Origin of the sequence: Neobacillus vireti (assembly GCF_001026695.1) — a bacterium.
GTDB classification, from domain to species: Bacteria; Bacillota; Bacilli; order Bacillales; family Cytobacillaceae; genus Neobacillus; species Neobacillus vireti.
On sequence record NZ_LDNB01000007.1, the window covers coordinates 15754 to 32213 of the forward strand.

Sequence of the window (16460 nt, forward strand, 5' to 3'; positions counted from 1 at the left end):
AATGGCATTTCAATTATTATTAAACGTGTTCCTAGGTTTTATGTGGATGTTACTAACGGTAACATTTGAACCTGTTGCCTTTCTGAAAGGATACCTTTTCGGCCTTCTCATTATCTTTGCTTTCAGGAGATTTTTCCATTCACGTTTTTATCTTTTAAATGTGATTGCCGTGTTTAAGCTTATTTATATTTTTGTAAGAGAACTGATACTATCAAATATTGCCGTAGTAAAAACTGTATTAAAACCTAAGCTTGATATAAATCCAGGTATATTTGCATATCCTACTGTTCTGGAAAAAGATTGGGAAATTACAATTCTTGCCAATCTAATCACCCTAACACCTGGAACATTAGTCATTGACTTATCACCTGATAACAAAATCCTGTATGTTCATGCGATGGATATTAATACTAAAAAGGAATCAATTGATTCGATAAAAAATACTTTTGAAAAAGCAATCATGGAGGTGGGACGATAATGTTTCATACAGCGATCTTGATTGCGATATTATTTATCGCACTTGCGATGTTAGGGTTTATTTATAGAGCGATCAAGGGTCCAACAATTCCTGATCGAGTGATTGCACTTGATGCACTCGGGATTAATTTAGTGGCCCTGACGGCACTAATATCCATTGTACTTGATACAAATGCATTTCTTGAGGTTATTTTACTGATTGGCATTATCGCCTTCATTGGAACTGTCGCCTTTTCTAAATTCTTAGAGAAGGGAGAAGTGATCGAAAATGATCGAGATCGTTAAACTAATTGTACTTTTTTTAATTATGGTTGGAGCATTTCTAAACCTTGTTGCTGCTTTGGGAGTCATCAGGCTTCCAGATGTTTATACCAGGAACCATGCAGCATCTAAAGCATCAGCGCTTGGTATCATGTCCATTTTGCTTGGAACGTTTCTATATTTTTATTTTATCAATCACCATTTTAATTCAAGAATATTACTAGGAATTGCTTTCTTTTTCTTGACTACGCCTGTTGCAGGTCATCTTATTGGCAGGGCATCATACAATTCAGGAGTCAAACTATGGGACAAAAGCGTGCAGGATGACTTAAAAAGGAGTAAGAACAACACTGAAATTCGCGAATAGCTAGTTCATTTATTGAATTATACGAAAGCCTTAAATAAATGCTGTCAGCCTGGTACAGATGAAACCAAAGGTTAAAATAAAGGATAACGTATCGTGTTGGAAAAATTGGGAGAATGAATTTAACCCAGATTTATGTAGATGCTTCATAAATGATGAAGAGAAAAATACTCTTTTCTGTGAAAAGGAGTATTTTAATATGTTTTTACGCAAATTACTACATATACTTCAAAAAAATTTAATTTACCTGTAATTTTTGACAGAAATCTATATTTAGATATAGGATGAGAAAATTTGATAGGCTTAAAAGGTTGGTTTTCCTTTTTACTTATTAGCAAAAAACTCATATGTGAAAACTTTTATAAGAAAGGAAGTTTTGATGAAAAAAATTTCAAACGTTTTTTGGATTTCGATTGCGATTGTTTTTGCAGCAATCATATTTGGTGTTGCTGCACCAGATAGTTTTGAAGAAGCAACAGGAAATCTACAAGCATTTCTTACATCGACCTTTGGATGGTATTATTTAATTTTGGTTACAATCATTGTGGTCTTTTGTATTTTCCTCATTTTCAGCCCTGTTGGGGCAATAAAATTAGGAAAAGCTGATGAGAAACCTGAGTTTTCGAAAGCATCTTGGTTTGCGATGTTATTTAGCGCAGGCATGGGAATTGGCCTTGTATTTTGGGGAGCAGCAGAACCACTTTCACACTTCATGAATCCTCCATTAGCTGAAGCAGGTACAGCCGCTGCCAATAAAGAGGCAATTAGATACACATTTTTTCATTGGGGCATTCATGCATGGGGAATATACGCCATCGTAGCATTAGCACTAGCATACTTCAATTTTCGCAAGGGAGAACCCGGTCTCATATCCGCTACATTAAAACCAGTCTTGGGGAAAAAAGCAATGGAAGGGAATCTTGGAATAGTTGTTGATGTATTAGCTGTTGTTGCCACAGTTGCTGGAGTTGCGACAACTCTAGGGTTTGGTGCAACACAAATTAATGGGGGACTTTCTTATTTATTTGGAATACCAAATAATTACACCGTTCAATTGTTCATTGTTATTGTTGTTACCGTTCTATTTATCGTCTCAGCATCAACTGGATTGGAACTACATCAAACTCCTTTTCATCCACCGGCAGCATAACCACACCAAGATCTAATATTCCGTCTCTAACTTCTTGTTTAACCTTTTTGGAGTCATCTTTAGAAAGTTTTATTTTGATATCAGGGTAAAGATCATGGAATCCTTTAATGATTTTTGGGAAAAATAAAAAACCAATTATTGGCGGTATGCCGATTTTTATTTTTCCTGTTTTTAAGTTCATTAAATCATATAGGTGAATAGATAAATCATTTAGCGATTCCATTATCATTTCTCCTTCCGCTAAAACGATTTCGCCTGCTTCCGTTAATTGAATGTTCTTCGCGGAACGATCAATCAGTTCTACATTTAATTCTTCTTCCAAACTTTTGACTACTTTACTTATTGTAGACTGTGACAAATGGAGGGAATGCGAAGCTTTAGTAAAACTTTTGTATTTGGCTACTTCAATAAAGTAGGTGAGGTGACGTATGTCCATGAATGCAATCTCCAATCTATGAAAAAAATATATATCATATTCCTTACATTCATTTTACCTATACTATTAGGGGATGTTAACTTAATGGGACCAAAATTTAAATTACAAGAGAAAAACTAGGTTAAGGTAAACACTATTACATCTATAATTCTCTGCGACCACCACACAAGCCACGATGAGTGCATACCGCAGATAACAAAAAAGACAATGAAAAAATTCCTCTATTCAAATATCAGAGCTCTGATCATCGGTATGATCAAGCCTGTCCATAATCTGCTCAAGTAAGACATCTGCCTCGGCAAGCAGTGACTATGTGTATGCCTAAGTGAATGTGGTGTTAATTCCTTATGTTATTGAAGAAAAAATGTAGATACTTTTCAAAGTACCCTTTATAAAGGATATACGGTTAAAGGAAGTACGCCTTGTGGTAATGAAGAAAGCCTGCTATAATTGCAACCTTACCACTCGAGTGGTTACTAACTCAAGTTTCGCAGCAGAAATTAGGCATTAAAGTCTTGATATACATAGGCTGCGGGCTAAACCTAAACATCACTTGCTTAAAAACGGATTAAACCGGTTTTTTCGGTGCATACTTGAGTTATAAATATTAAACATCTAAAAGGAGAATACATCATGAGCGGCTATAACGCAGTATCAGCAAAAAATACGGAAAATGCTCCAAACGGTAACGGTTTATATTCACAAACTGTAGCTTTCTCTCATTACAATAATCTTTCAGCGCAATTACCTATCGAACCCACAACTGGTAAATTGGTAGCTGGTGGTATAAAAGAGCAGACTGAACAGTGCTTTAAAAATATCAAGGCAATTGTAGACAGCATCGATCATGTTATGAGCGATATTGTTAGAATCACGGTATTCGTTAAGAATATTAAAGATGTTGACGCTGTAGACGAAGTTTATAAAACATTCTTCCCAACTTATGTTCCTGCACGGACAACAGTTGCAGTTGCAGCTTTGCCTATGGATGCTATGGTACAAGTTGAAGCACTTCTTTCACACGGTGAAGGTACAATTCCAAATGCTCCACAAGCAGGCGACCTCATTAAGCTTACAAATAACACGGCAAATGCACCAACATGTTCTCTTTCTACACAAACTGTAGCGTTCTCTCATTACAATTATCTTTCAGCTCAATTGCCGATCGATCCAAAAACTGGCAGATTCGTAACTGGCGGTGTACAAGAGCAGGCTGCACAATGCTTGAAAAATATTAAGGCAATTTTAGAAAGTATCGACGTTCCTTTTGACGATATCGTTAAAATGACGATCTTCCTTAAAGACCTTTCGGATATTGAAGCGGTAAACGAAGTTTATTCAACATTTTTCCCAGACTCCGCTATCGCTAGGGCCGTAGCATATGTTCCTGCACGGACAGTAGTTGCAGCTTCAGCTCTACCTATGGATGCTTTGGTACAAATGGAAGCAGTGGTGTCACACGGAGATGGTACACCTCCACAAGCTGTTGAAGACAGACATGGAATCGTTATCTGGGCACGCAACACTGAAAATGCACCAAAGAGTTCTCTGTCTACACAAACTGTAGCGTTCTCTCATTACAATCACCTTTCAGCTCAATTACCTTTGGATCCAAAAACTGGCCAATTGGTAGATGGCGGCGTAAAAGAGCAAGCTGAACAGTGCTTGAAAAATGTTAAGGCAATTGTTGAAAGTATCGACCACGTTATGGACGATGTCGTTAAAGTAAATATCTTCGTTAAAAATATCGCGGATATGGATGCTGTAGACGAAGTTTACAAAACATTCTTCCCAGGTGGAGTTCCTGCACGAAGAACAGTTGGCGTATCAGCATTACCTGAAGATGCGTTAATCCAAATCGATGTAGTTGTAGGAAATGCTGAAGGAACACCTCCAAAAGCATAACAGGCATTTGTTTGTAAATACAGGAACGATCAACGTTATTTGTTAATGCCGAGGTTGAATGCGAAATCGCATATTCAAGTCATTAAAAGAAGCTGTCTCAAATGAAAATTGAGACAGCTTCCTTCTTTTAACAGCATAGATGAAAAAGCATCGAGATTTTAGCCGATTATGGCAGAAAGCTTGATGCTTTTTTAGTTTCCGGGCATAACAAAAAAACTGGGTTAGCTTGCGAATCTATGCGATTGAGTTTTTAAAGACGGTGATACCTAAACTTTGGAATTATCTTTATTAAAAGTCAGCAAAAAAACAGCGGAAAGGTCCCGCTGTTCTCTTAACACCAACCGCTTTCATCACAATCGGTGTATCTAGCTTGTGGATGTTCGGTAGTTGTCACATGCTGAAATATTTTTTGTTCGTCTGTTTCGAAATGATGGTCCATTTGGATTGAATACCCATTAGGCAATTGAATGTTTCCGATTTTCTCATTTTCTAAATAAAGTTCAATCTCGCCATTTTTTAATTTTCCTACTACACGGTCCGTAACGTCTATTTTCTGTTGTTTTAAAACCACATGATTCATCCTTTCAAAGAGTCTCTGGAGATAGTATTCCCTGATTAGCCAGATTATTATTAGGGCTTTTACGGAAAAAGAAAAGGAAGCCTCTAGTCCGAGATCGAATGTACAGGATGCCTCAACCTAGTCAAATCGAGAGAGCGTTCTTCCATATATTTATCCTCTGGATCAAGAATCTCGTCAATATTCACATATGTACAAACATATTTAATATTGCTCTATATACTATTTAACCTTTTGCCGTAAATATCGTTTATCATTCATAAATAAACTCCAAAAATAAATAAAGCCAGGAAAGAGAATTGCGAACCCTATAATGTAGGTAATAAATACAGCTCTAAATGAATTAGGATCTGTAAAAGCCGACTGAATTGTCACATTAGGATAGATGATATAAGGCAAATGTGCTTTCCCATATACATAACTTGCAATTAGGTATTGGAGCGTCACTGCAATAACAGAGAGTCTTGGCATCCCCTTGACCCCTCTCTGAAAAGAAAATGGGGCATACAATCCGATCCCTATAATCAAAAAGAAGCCAACAGAAATAAGTAAAAGTGGAAGGTCGTCCATCATTCTATTGTATAGCCACTCAGCATCATTTGGTAAGGTAAGCATAATGAGAAAGGCCATGAGTAAGGAAATGGGTCCTAAAATTTTCCCATCGCGAAGGTATACTCGATATGCCTCCATTTCATTAGATGCTTTCGAGTAATCCGCTAACAATAAAGACGAGAGAAAAAGAGTACTACTGATTGCAAAGCCAATAAATGCATAAACATTGGGGCTTGTAAAAAGCCTAAATAAATTTAAATTCGCTGTACCATTCATGTAATCAACAAATTCCCCATGCGTTATTGGCAATACACTAATTAAAAGACCAGGAATTAGTATTCCTGCAATACCTGATATGTACGTCAATGGCTTTTTATACTCGATTGCGATATTTGAAAATACTAAAAATGCGCTTCGCAAAGCAAGTAAAAGCAGGATTATACTTCCGGGAATGATCAGTATAGTGCCTAGAGTATAGGCTGCATTTGGAAAAAGACTATAGACAGCTACAACTAATGCAACAATAAATGTATTAGTCACTTCCCAAGTGGGTGATAGATATCTATTGGCAATATCGGTTGCTTTCGTTTTTTTTCGATTAATGTAAATCATTGACCAAAAGCCAGCACCGAAGTCCATTGTTGCCATGACAGCATAAATAAAGACAAACCCCCATAGCACGGTAATCGCAATCAGAGCATTAGCCATTTGCATATCCTCCTATGAATTTGAACTGAACAAAGGGACCGTTTTCTTTTCTGCACGCTCTATATCATCCAATTCTGTGTTTTTTCTAAAGAAGTATAACAATACAAACACAACCGCAAGCGCCAAAATCATGTAAACAAAAATAAACAATATGAATAATGTACTTAAGTTCGTCGCAGTTGTGGCTGACTCAGCTGTTGATAAGATCCTGTATATCACCCATGGCTGGCGGCCCGTACACGCAAAAACCCATCCAAATTCAATCGCAAGTACGGCCAATGGACCTGTAGTAACTAGTGTCCAAAGCATGATTTTCGGGTAATGCTTCTTTTTTAATAGTTTCCTCCAGGCATACATGAAGATAGGGATTAGTATAAGCAATGAACCAATTCCAACCATTGCGTTAAAAAGAGTATGTATAAATAATGGCGGCCAAAGCTCCTCTGGAAAATCATTCAAACCAACAACGACCGTATCAAAGCTATTTCCAGCAAGAAAGCTTAGCGCCCAAGGAATTTCAATTGCCCATTTTATTTCTTGTGTTTCTCGATCGGTAAAACCACCGATGGCAAGTGGGGCATGTGATTGTGTTTCAAATAATCCCTCTGCAGCAGCTAGCTTTTCTGGTTGGTATTCATGTAAATATTGAGCAGCAGAATGTCCATTTATCGCAGTTAAGAAAGCAAAAATACCCCCTACTACTAAACTCAGCCTAAGTGCCTTTTGGTGAAACAAGTAAACTCTTGATCCAGATTCATGTTTCATCATTTTAAAAGCGGCAACAGAACAGACAACAAAAGCTCCCACAACGTAGGCAGACAACGCAACGTGCCCAGCAGTTACAAAGAAGCTGGGGTTAAAAAAAGCAGCCCAAGGATTAATGTCTAAAAATTCACCATTTTCATATCGGAATCCTGCAGGAGTACCCTGAAAGGCATGGACATTTGTAATCAATACAGCTGAAGCTAGTGCACCCATAGCGACTAGTATTAAGCTTACTATTCTCATCCAAGGAGCAATTCTTTCTGCAGCATATACATAGATAGACATAAAAAGAGCCTCTATAAAAAAAGCATATATTTCAATTTGAAAAGGAAGCGGCATTACCCGGCCTATCACTTCCATAAAACCAGGCCAAAGTAACGAGAGTTGGACTCCGGCTATAGTTCCAGTCGGTATACCAACTCCAAGTAAGACGGCAAATGCCTTTGTCCAACGCTTAGCCATTACAACATAATCTTGATCTTTCGTTTTTTGGTAAAGCAGCTCAGCAGTCAAAATCATAAATGGCAACCCTACTCCTATAGTTGCAAATATAATATGAAATGCCATTGTCGTACCAAATAAAGAACGGGCTACTAATAGATCGTCCATAATCAATTCGTCCTCCCAGGGTTAATCGTCTTAAATAATCATTCCCAATTTATTGGATAATATGTAATGTTGTACCGAAAGACGATTTTACTTGAAGCTATAATAGCTACCTTTTGTTGAACTCGTCGGCTTTAGTGAAACAACTTCTGGCGTATGGGGTCAGTCCCCCGGCGCATTAAAGCTTTAGTTCAGTTGGGGACTTACCCCAATGTCGCTAACATAATGTAAATTAAAAAGAGGCTTTTCATTAGTTGTCCAAACTTCGAGATGCCTCTTTTATATTTTGGTTTACATGCAGGTGTTTTTATTGCTAACAGAAGTCATCATTTTAGTTGAACTTATCATTAGCTCCATAACCAATATCTCAGCCTAATGCTAGACAACATTGGAAATAGCAATCTATAGAAGATATAATAAGCAAGATAACGAAAGAAAATGGATTAAAAACACTAGAACAATTAATAAAAGTATTGCGTAAGTATATGTCCACGTTGAAAATAAAGCGGTATAAAAGGTTAAAAATAATAATGCCGTAAAATCAGTCCGGCAATGGGCCTTTTTGGTAAAAGTAAAAATAAAAGCCATATTAAGAGAGCTGATGTAAAGGGAGGATAAAATGGAAGTAAATAAAAACAAGAATCAAAAGAATAAAGTCACTGGAATAGCTTCATTAAAGGAAGGGCTATCCGTATTAAAGTTGACAGATCTTCAGGACATTCGGAAAAAGCTGCAAATCAAAAATATAAGTTCCTTGAAAAAGGCGGAATTAATTCAATATTTGGCAGAGGCAATCCCTTTTCTTCTAAGAAATATTATCAGCCAGTTCGATGAGCGACAATTATTTTTAATAAAAAATATTATTTCTAGTAATGGAGTCATTAGCGCAAAAAATGTAGAAATAGAAGAGATGGAGTATTTTCCTAAAACTGGTTTTATGTTTACTGGTGTTCAGAATGGCGATCCAATCATCATGATCCCTTTGGAATTATTGCCTTCTCTAGGAGAGATCGTTCAAGACGAAGCGATACTTGCAGAAGTCAAGCGGAATACGGAATGGATTAAGATAACCCGCGGTTTACTCTACTATTATGGAACAGTGCCGCATGACAAGCTATTGAATTTAGTTGAGAAATATACGCCTATTCGCCCAGATTACCTTGCCTTCAATTATGTTATTTATGATGCGATAGAATACTACCAGGAAATTCACATTGACAGATACGGCTATTCTTACTGGGAAGTGCTAGACCCTTTAGATGTTTTAGAGGAGCAAGCATCTAGAAAGAATATAGACTACTATCCATTCTCGAAGAAACAGCTGCTTGAAGCTGGTGAAACGGACTATGTGGAGCGTCCAAAGGGTTATTCTCAACTTTTAACGCTATTTACGAAGGAGTATCGGATGCCAAAACAAGAGGCGATAGAGTTCGTAGAGGACTGTATTATCCATGTGAAATTAGGCCATCCACCAAGTCAGCTTCTTCAATATATACAGACGAAACTGACATTCGAAAGCTTAGAAGCTATACAAAGATTGATGGATGACCTTGTTCTTCTTATGAATAATACGAGGAAATGGTATTTAAAGGGATATACATCAGTAGAGCTATCTGCGCATGAGAAGAAGGCATTACTACCTTCGCCTAATAAAAAAGGAGAGGTCATTAGTCTCCAAACCCGTCAAAAGATTGGCAGAAACGATCCATGTCCATGTGGGAGCGGGAAGAAATTTAAGAAATGTTGTGGAAATTGAAAATCTAGACGGCGATAAAAAAGACCAATCATGTCAAATGTTAACTGGGCGGCATTTCCAGAAATATACAAATTTTTGCAGTAGCTAAAGTATCTGGTGCAACTAGATAAGAGACAATTAAGACAATTTTATGGCTTTGTATTAGGGAGAAGGAAAATGAGATTACAAGAAATCATGGGGATAGTTAGGGAATATTTTTTTCTAGCATTAATAGCAGTAATTGTTTTAGGGCTTATTTTTTTTATAGGGTATTTCATTGTATATAGAAAACTTTTTGGAGGGAAGAAAGAACTTACCAAGAAGAAAATACTGTTTGGGGGAATGTTTACTGGATATATCATCATGGTAATTGGAGTGACCTTTTTGAACAGAGGTTCAAACTATCAGGGCGAGATGAATTTATCTTTTCTTAGTTCATATAGAGAAGCTTGGTATAGTTTTAGTGTAAGGCATTGGCAGTTTGTGTGTTTAAATATACTCATGTTTGTACCGTTTGGTATCCTTTTGCCATTATTACGTCCACGTTTTCAAAGAGCTATTTGGACAATCGGAGCGGCATTGTTATTTACTCTTTCCATTGAAAGTTTCCAATTAATGACGGGAACTGGGATTTTTGAAGTGGATGATCTTTTTAATAATCTATTGGGTGCAATCATTGGATACGGTATCATTATGTGCTTCTTCCCAATAAAAGCAAAGGGGAAAAGGCAATCATTTTTCTATCTTTCACCTTTATTTCTAGTAGTCCTCTCATTCGGAAGCATTTTTACGTATTACCATTTTAAGGAGTTTGGGAATCTCTCGATTGTGCCAATTCATAGAGCTGATATGACACAAGCAACAACCACCATTGATGTACAGTTCAACGATAATAGAATAACAGTTCCAGTTTATAGAGCACCGAGCTATACAAAGGCTGCTGCTGATAATTTTGTTACAAATTTTTCCGAAAGAATCCATCTGGACTCCACGAATATGGAGGTCATTTCCTATCCGGATGAAGGTGTTTATTGGATTGGAAGTGATAGATCTCATAATATCTGGTTTCAATTCTTAGATGGAAGTTATCGTTATACGGATTTTTCCAGCTTTGACGAGGATAAAGAGCCAAAAGATGTAGAAGAGGAAACCTTAGAAGAAAACTTAACAAAATTCGGCATAGATATTCCACAAGACTCGCATTTTCGAAAAGTCGAGACTGGTACTTATGAGTGGAAGGTAGATAAAAAGGTAATAGAAAATCAGCTAATAGATGGTTCTTTAACGGTAAGTTATTATAACGACGATACAGTGAAGGATATTGCAAATCAATTAATAACCTATGACAAGGTAAGGGATATTCAAATAAAGAGCGAAAAAGAAGCATATAAAGAAATTTTAGATGGTAAATTTCAATATTACTCTAAAAATAAAATGATAGAAACCATACATATCGATAAAGTGGAAATAAGCTACTATTTAGATTCCAAAGGCTATTATCAACCTGTTTATGCTTTCCATAGTACAGTAGATGGAAACGATATGACTATCTTAATTCCGGGAATTTAAAAGACTTTATTGCTGACGGGACGAGGGGATTGGCCCCTCGTCCTTGTTTTTCCATTATTTAGGATAGTTCCCCTGTCCTCCTGTCCCGAGTTTAAGATATTTCCTGCCATTTTGTGGATAGATCTCTTGAATAGGCCTTTTCCATGAAATAAAAGAATTGATAAGCTATACTTGAATTGTAAGGTAATTCTTAGACATACCTATAAAAATGAAAGTCTAAGATTCAAATAAAAAGAAAGGTGGAAGTAAAGTGAATACGTTAGTAGCTCAAGAAAGAAAAGACTTTAAAAAAGGTTCTTTGAGGAAATTGAAAAATAGTGGAGAGATTCCTGCAGTTGTTTATGGTAGGGAGATTAATACAAAATCTATTTCTATTAAAAACGCAGATTTACTAAAAGTGATAAAAGCTGTTGGTAGAAATGGCATAATGACTCTTAATCTTGATGGAAAATCAACAAATGTTATTTTAAGAGACTACCAAAATGACCCAGTCAAAAAGGAGATTCTTCATATAGACTTCCTTCAAGTTAATCAGCACACTGAAATCGACACTAAAGTGAGTGTAATTCTAAAGGGAACATCGAATGGCGAGAAAGCCGGGGGAATAGTGAAACAACTTCTTCACGAATTGAATATAACTGCTAAAGCTAATGATATCCCTGATAATATTGAAATTGATATCACTGATTTTGAAATCGGCCGGACTGTACGAGTAGCAGATCTTAAAAAGGATTATAATAACTTTACGATCAATAATGAGAATGAAGAAACTATAATAATGATTGACTATGTGAAAAACACAGAGGAAGAAGAGGATATAAGTGCAGTTGAGGTTTAAAGAGTTCGTCTTAATACTTTCTGCAACAAATATCCCTCTATGCTAATGCTCTGCCAAGCTTAGCATATTTAAAATTACCGTTTAGAATTATAAATAAACCGGAAAACTATGTCAATACTTTTTTTAAGCATTTAAAATGAATTGTTTTTCCAATAAAAAAATCAAAGCAGCAATACTTTAGGCTTCTCATGAGTTCAGCGAACTTTTGAGAGGCTTTTTTTTTTGATTTCTTTGGTTACGTGGAGATACACATTTTTCGTAATTTGATCGTCAGTATGACCTAAAACCATAGTTTCTTCAAAGAAACTACCCCACATTAAAGTGCCTACTTAACATTCTGATACTTAGGTTAGATAATAGATTCTGTAGAGAACAGCACATTGTATCGACTTTAAACAAGTTCAAAGGAGGAATCAATGATGAGTAGCCACGTTTACAATAGAACAATTAGTCATAAATACACTCCTGAATTCCAACGTAATAGTAATATTCATACAATGGCTTGGGTAATTGAACCAGGACACTGGGAAAAACATGATCCCTTTTTGTTAATGGCACATGACCACATGCGAAGCGGTGTCTTTGGAGTCCACCCTCACCGTGGAATTGAAACGGTAACCTATATGATTGACGGCAACCTAAATCATTTTGATAGCAAACATGGGCGAGGCGTTCTTCACCCTGGGGATGCACAATGGATGACAGCTGGCAGAGGCGTTGAGCACGTTGAAGATGCTGCTGGTGGAGAGCTGGTTAACCTGCTTCAACTTTGGGTCAACATTCCAGCCAAACAAAAAATGACGGCAGCACGTTATCAGGATCTTCGAACAGACGGCATGCAACATAAAGTGGAAAATGGTGTCTCTACTAAGGTATTCTCAGGTTCAGTAAATGGTTTAACTGCACCAACATTGAATATAACTCCAGTAACGATGGTTGAATTCAAAATGGAATCAGGAAGTGAAATTACCCCAGAAATCCCAGGCTCCTATAATGGATTCTTATATGTTCTAAAAGGTTCAGGCACTTTTGGCTCCGAGCATACATCCGGTAAAGCTGGTGAGGTATTGTGGCTTGGTTCAGGGAATCATGCTGAAAAAAGTGATATTAAAATAAAAGCTGAAGAAGACATGCATGTGATGCTGTATGCTGGAGAGCCGATTGGAGAACCTGTTGTTGCAAAGGGTCCATTTGTGATGAATACGGAAGAAGAAATTCTTCAAGCCTACATTGATTATAGAAACGGGACTTTCTTGGACTAGATTAGTGAGTAAAGACAAAATTTAATCTAAAAGTAATCATCTCAAGCATTGATAATCATGCTTTTTAATGGAGGCAAAACAATGGACAATAAACCCGATCATTGCAGAGTAGCAACTACGATGGACATGATAATTGGGAAATGGAAAATTGCCATCATGCTAAATTTGATTCATTATGGGACGATGCGGTTTAGCGAACTGAAACATGTTATGCCTGGTGTTACCCAGAAAGTGTTGACTTCTCATCTTAGAGATCTTGAACAGGAAGGCATTGTTGAAAGGGTAGTGTATCCTCAAGTTCCGCCAAAAGTGGAATATTCCATGACAGAATACGGAAAGTCCCTTCAAACCATTTTAGAAATGATGCATGAATGGGGAGAAGCCCATCTTCAAAGGAAAACACAAACGCTGTTCAGTCAAGGTACTGACAATCAAAATGACAAAGATGATTAACAATATTATCGGAGGTATTCAATCATGAAGATTTTCACAATCGTAGGAAGTTTAAGAAAAGAATCTTATAACATGCACCTAGCAAAAACAATGCAAGACCGTTACAAGGATAAAATAGAGATTGAAATAGCAGACATTCGTTCCCTGCCTCATTTTGACCAAGATGAGGAAAACAACCCACCGCAGGCAGTAAAAAAATTCAAAGAGTCAGTCGCAAGTGCAGATGGGGTTATCATCATTACCCCAGAATACAATTGGTCCATTCCTGGCGTTATAAAGAACGCTCTAGATTGGGCTTCTAGAGTGGATAAGGTATTTATTGGTAAAGCAGTCATGGCTCTTGGTGCGACTCCTGGAATGCTCGGAACCGTTCGTGCTCAAATGCATTTGCGTGAAATTCTAGCAGCTCCTGGTATTCAGGCAAAGATCCTTCCTCCAGGAGGAAATGAGGTACTGATTGGTTTTGCTCATCAGAAGTTTGATGAACAAGCAGGGCAATTGGTGGATGAAGGGACACTTAGTTTCTTAGATAGTAAAGTAGAGGCTTTTATTGATTTCGTAAAGTCTGAAGCACATTAAGACTTAAATGTTCGATTTCGAATTGGAAAGAACACGATTTGATCGTGTTCTTTTCATAAAACTCAGGTTGCGCTCTTTGTTTTATAAGAAGGCATTTTACTGCTTATAGAAATGACGACAGTAATGAATGATAAGATGATGAATATTCCACCTGCAAATGGATTTACTTCGACTGAAAGTGTATCTACAATTCCAGCACCAATCACTGAACCAACAGCAACACCTAAATGAAGAGCTGAATTATTCAAGCTTTGCTGAATTTCCGATGATTCAGGCGCTGTTTCAATCAAATATGATTGCATTGCCGGTGAAATTGCCCAACTAAGAATCCCCCATACGATAATGATGATGAAAAATCCTGGATAGAAATCTGTTGTATATGGAAATACAAAGAATAAAGTACTAAATACTACTAGAGCAATAACCATTGTTTTTCTTGAGCCCAGAAAATCTGCCATTACACCGCCAATCCCTCCACCGCATACAGCAGCAAAACCAAAAATTAAATAGATGACACTAACCCAATTAGCATTAAAATCAGTGGTTGCTTCTAAATAAGGCTTAAAATAGGCATACATAATCGTATGGCCGGTCATGTAGAGGAATGTCGTTGTCAGTCCTAATGTAATTTTGTGATTTTTAAATGCCACAAGCTGCTGCCTCAACGGAATTTGAGGTTTTGGTTCTATACGTCCCATTAATACATGAACGCCAATAATTGACAATGCCGTCAATACAGTTATAAGGATGAATGGTGCTCTCCAGCCAAAATTACTTCCAATAATAATCCCAATAGGCACTCCTAAAACTAACGAAGCACTTACTCCCATAGAGACAATCCCAATGGCTCTACCTTTATATTGTTCTCCTACTAAGCTAGGAGCCATAACTAAACACAATATGATTAATAGCGCTCCACTTAACGCTAAAATAATTCTTCCAATAAACAAAATAGAAAAAGTAGGTGCAAATACTGTAACGATACAACCAATTAAAAAGATGTACAAGCAAACTAATGATAGCCGTTTTCTTTCTATTTTAGCTGTCATGACAAGTAAAATTGGCGATGCAACTGCAAAAATGACAGCAAAAACAGTAATCAGTAAACCAGCTTGGCCGATGCTTACATGTAAATCCTCTGCAATCAAATCTAAAATCCCGCTAATGATCAGTTCAACCAGACCTATTATAAAGGATATGATCATTAAAAAATAAATACGCTTATCCATGTTGTCTTCCTTCCTAATTATATCTCAAACTATATACTATCTTTTGATGAAAGATTACTCAAGAATTAGATAATAATGTCACAATAACAGATGCTATTTTATTAAATCTGATTGAATCGCAAAATAGGAATTCCTTCAAATTGGGCCTGTCACCACTCGAATTTTTAAAAAAAGTGTGAACATTTTGCTCACATAGAGAATTTTGCTCGAACTTGTCCCAAGTATTTTTTGCTTAAAGTGAAAAATTGTTTATACTTATTAGTAAAAGAAAGAAATGGAGTCAATCAAATGGTCCAATCAATCAATGCAAAAGTCGATTTAGTTATTGATGCAACCTCCCAAATGGGAATTGCGGAATATGGTAAAATTATGGTCGGAGACAAAGGATTTGAATTCTTCAATAATCGTGATGTTCGCAAGTTTATTCAAATTCCTTGGGAAGAAGTAGATCGTGTGATCGCTTCAGTCATGTTCAAAGGGAAATGGATTCCACGTTATACGATTCAAACTAAGCGAAATGGGATGTATACATTTTCTTCTAAAGACCCAAAAAAGGTTTTGCGAACAATTCGTGAATACGTTGATCCGAATCAAATGGTCCAATCGTTAAGTTTCCTTGATGTTATCAAACGCGGCTTGAAGAGTAAAAATAAAAAGTAATAGCTTTACAAGACAGGTTGGAACTTGTCTTTTTTTGTTGGGACAAATCCATAATTGTTAACCAATTGACCGTTTACAAATTAAAGTAAATTTTTTTACCTTTGCAAAAAAGGTCTAAATGAAGAAAAAGACCGGAAAATCCCTTTGGGGGGGAGATTGACCTAAGGCGGAAGAACCAGAAAAAACAATTTACCTCTTGAAAGAAATATTCGGTGTGCTATAATCTTAGATGGGAGCTCATTGAAGTGATGCAGCAATCCCTTCAATTACAGTGTTTGCAAAATAAAATTAAATAGCTAACGTTATTATTTTTACGTGTTACTGATTCGATCAG

The 16460-nt window shown here is 36.7% G+C and carries 15 protein-coding genes and 3 pseudogenes; 12 read left to right on the forward strand and 6 right to left on the reverse strand.

Features of this window, described 5'->3' with window-relative positions:
* The first annotated feature begins 1 nt into the window (after position 1).
* From AA980_RS07405 to AA980_RS07420, 4 genes and pseudogenes are all read left to right on the forward strand, one after another.
* On the forward strand, positions 2–478 hold the full coding sequence (locus AA980_RS07405; protein ID WP_024027260.1) for a Na+/H+ antiporter subunit E: 477 nt from the start codon (positions 2–4) through the stop codon (positions 476–478).
* A 47-nt stretch (positions 479–525) separates the two neighbouring features.
* Positions 526–762 carry a Na(+)/H(+) antiporter subunit F1 gene (locus AA980_RS07410; RefSeq protein ID WP_407937456.1) on the forward strand — a complete coding sequence of 79 codons (237 nt, stop codon included), beginning with the start codon at positions 526–528 and terminating at the stop codon, positions 760–762.
* Positions 746–1105, forward strand: a complete 360-nt coding sequence (gene mnhG / locus AA980_RS07415) for a monovalent cation/H(+) antiporter subunit G (RefSeq protein ID WP_024027258.1) — start codon at positions 746–748, stop codon at positions 1103–1105. The genes AA980_RS07410 and mnhG overlap by 17 nt, the downstream gene beginning before the upstream one ends.
* A 376-nt stretch (positions 1106–1481) precedes the next feature.
* Positions 1482–2213: pseudogene (locus tag AA980_RS07420) on the forward strand (BCCT family transporter); the annotation flags it as partial.
* On the opposite strand, the pseudogene AA980_RS07425 reads toward AA980_RS07420, so the two are convergent.
* Positions 2197–2688, reverse strand: a pseudogene (locus AA980_RS07425) (LysR family transcriptional regulator); the annotation flags it as partial. The pseudogenes AA980_RS07420 and AA980_RS07425 overlap by 17 nt on opposite strands.
* A gap of 633 nt (positions 2689–3321) precedes the next feature.
* Between AA980_RS07425 and AA980_RS07430 the strand changes: the two are divergent.
* Complete coding sequence (locus tag AA980_RS07430) at positions 3322–4593, forward strand: RidA family protein (RefSeq protein WP_024027255.1); 1272 nt, start codon at positions 3322–3324, stop codon at positions 4591–4593.
* Between the two features lie 331 nt (positions 4594–4924).
* Here the strand turns inward: AA980_RS07430 and AA980_RS07435 are convergent, their stop codons facing one another.
* The 4 genes and pseudogenes from AA980_RS07435 to AA980_RS07445 form a co-directional block, all read right to left on the reverse strand.
* Positions 4925–5164, reverse strand: coding sequence for a YusG family protein (locus tag AA980_RS07435; RefSeq protein WP_024027254.1), 240 nt, complete (start codon positions 5162–5164; stop codon positions 4925–4927).
* A 99-nt stretch (positions 5165–5263) separates the two neighbouring features.
* Positions 5264–5373 (reverse strand): annotated as a pseudogene (locus AA980_RS27750) (spore photoproduct lyase family protein); the annotation flags it as partial.
* A 19-nt stretch (positions 5374–5392) separates the two neighbouring features.
* Entirely contained in the window at positions 5393–6430 is a 1038-nt protein-coding gene (locus AA980_RS07440) for a cytochrome d ubiquinol oxidase subunit II (RefSeq protein ID WP_024027253.1), read from the reverse strand.
* 12 nt (positions 6431–6442) lie between these two features.
* On the reverse strand, positions 6443–7804 hold the full coding sequence (locus AA980_RS07445; protein WP_024027252.1) for a cytochrome ubiquinol oxidase subunit I: 1362 nt from the start codon (positions 7802–7804) through the stop codon (positions 6443–6445).
* A gap of 616 nt (positions 7805–8420) precedes the next feature.
* Here AA980_RS07445 and AA980_RS07450 point away from each other — a divergent pair.
* The 6 genes from AA980_RS07450 to AA980_RS07475 all read left to right on the forward strand — a co-directional run bounded on the left by AA980_RS07450 (position 8421) and on the right by AA980_RS07475 (position 14237).
* Positions 8421–9557, forward strand: coding sequence for an SEC-C metal-binding domain-containing protein (locus tag AA980_RS07450; protein WP_024027251.1), 1137 nt, complete (start codon positions 8421–8423; stop codon positions 9555–9557).
* A gap of 156 nt (positions 9558–9713) precedes the next feature.
* The gene (locus tag AA980_RS07455) at positions 9714–11105 is read left to right on the forward strand and encodes a VanZ family protein (protein ID WP_024027250.1); all 1392 of its coding nucleotides are present in this window, start codon (positions 9714–9716) and stop codon (positions 11103–11105) included.
* A 250-nt stretch (positions 11106–11355) separates the two neighbouring features.
* Positions 11356–11943 (forward strand): 50S ribosomal protein L25, encoded by a 588-nt coding sequence (locus tag AA980_RS07460; protein WP_024027249.1) that lies wholly within the window; start codon positions 11356–11358, stop codon positions 11941–11943.
* 419 nt (positions 11944–12362) lie between these two features.
* Positions 12363–13205, forward strand: coding sequence for a pirin family protein (locus tag AA980_RS07465; RefSeq protein ID WP_024027248.1), 843 nt, complete (start codon positions 12363–12365; stop codon positions 13203–13205).
* A gap of 81 nt (positions 13206–13286) precedes the next feature.
* Complete coding sequence (locus tag AA980_RS07470) at positions 13287–13658, forward strand: winged helix-turn-helix transcriptional regulator (protein ID WP_024027247.1); 372 nt, start codon at positions 13287–13289, stop codon at positions 13656–13658.
* Between the two features lie 24 nt (positions 13659–13682).
* On the forward strand, positions 13683–14237 hold the full coding sequence (locus tag AA980_RS07475) for an NADPH-dependent FMN reductase (protein ID WP_024027246.1): 555 nt from the start codon (positions 13683–13685) through the stop codon (positions 14235–14237).
* A 62-nt stretch (positions 14238–14299) separates the two neighbouring features.
* On the opposite strand, the gene AA980_RS07480 is transcribed toward AA980_RS07475, so the two are convergent.
* Positions 14300–15466 (reverse strand): MFS transporter, encoded by a 1167-nt coding sequence (locus AA980_RS07480; RefSeq protein WP_024027245.1) that lies wholly within the window; start codon positions 15464–15466, stop codon positions 14300–14302.
* A 288-nt stretch (positions 15467–15754) separates the two neighbouring features.
* Here AA980_RS07480 and AA980_RS07485 point away from each other — a divergent pair, with 288 nt between their 5' ends.
* Entirely contained in the window at positions 15755–16126 is a 372-nt protein-coding gene (locus AA980_RS07485; RefSeq protein ID WP_024027244.1) for a DUF956 family protein, read from the forward strand.
* Positions 16127–16460: the final 334 nt, after the last annotated feature.

Coding starts and splice junctions, on each gene's coding strand:
- AA980_RS07405 (WP_024027260.1), top strand. CDS start 2: ATGGCATTTCAATTATTATTAAACGTGTTCCTAGGTTTTATGTGGATG.
- AA980_RS07410 (WP_407937456.1), top strand. CDS start 526: ATGTTAGGGTTTATTTATAGAGCGATCAAGGGTCCAACAATTCCTGAT.
- mnhG (WP_024027258.1), top strand. CDS start 746: ATGATCGAGATCGTTAAACTAATTGTACTTTTTTTAATTATGGTTGGA.
- AA980_RS07430 (WP_024027255.1), top strand. CDS start 3,322: ATGAGCGGCTATAACGCAGTATCAGCAAAAAATACGGAAAATGCTCCA.
- AA980_RS07440 (WP_024027253.1), bottom strand. CDS start 6,430: ATGGCTAATGCTCTGATTGCGATTACCGTGCTATGGGGGTTTGTCTTT.
- AA980_RS07445 (WP_024027252.1), bottom strand. CDS start 7,804: ATGGACGATCTATTAGTAGCCCGTTCTTTATTTGGTACGACAATGGCA.
- AA980_RS07450 (WP_024027251.1), top strand. CDS start 8,421: ATGGAAGTAAATAAAAACAAGAATCAAAAGAATAAAGTCACTGGAATA.
- AA980_RS07455 (WP_024027250.1), top strand. CDS start 9,714: ATGAGATTACAAGAAATCATGGGGATAGTTAGGGAATATTTTTTTCTA.
- AA980_RS07465 (WP_024027248.1), top strand. CDS start 12,363: ATGAGTAGCCACGTTTACAATAGAACAATTAGTCATAAATACACTCCT.
- AA980_RS07470 (WP_024027247.1), top strand. CDS start 13,287: ATGGACAATAAACCCGATCATTGCAGAGTAGCAACTACGATGGACATG.
- AA980_RS07475 (WP_024027246.1), top strand. CDS start 13,683: ATGAAGATTTTCACAATCGTAGGAAGTTTAAGAAAAGAATCTTATAAC.
- AA980_RS07480 (WP_024027245.1), bottom strand. CDS start 15,466: ATGGATAAGCGTATTTATTTTTTAATGATCATATCCTTTATAATAGGT.
- AA980_RS07485 (WP_024027244.1), top strand. CDS start 15,755: ATGGTCCAATCAATCAATGCAAAAGTCGATTTAGTTATTGATGCAACC.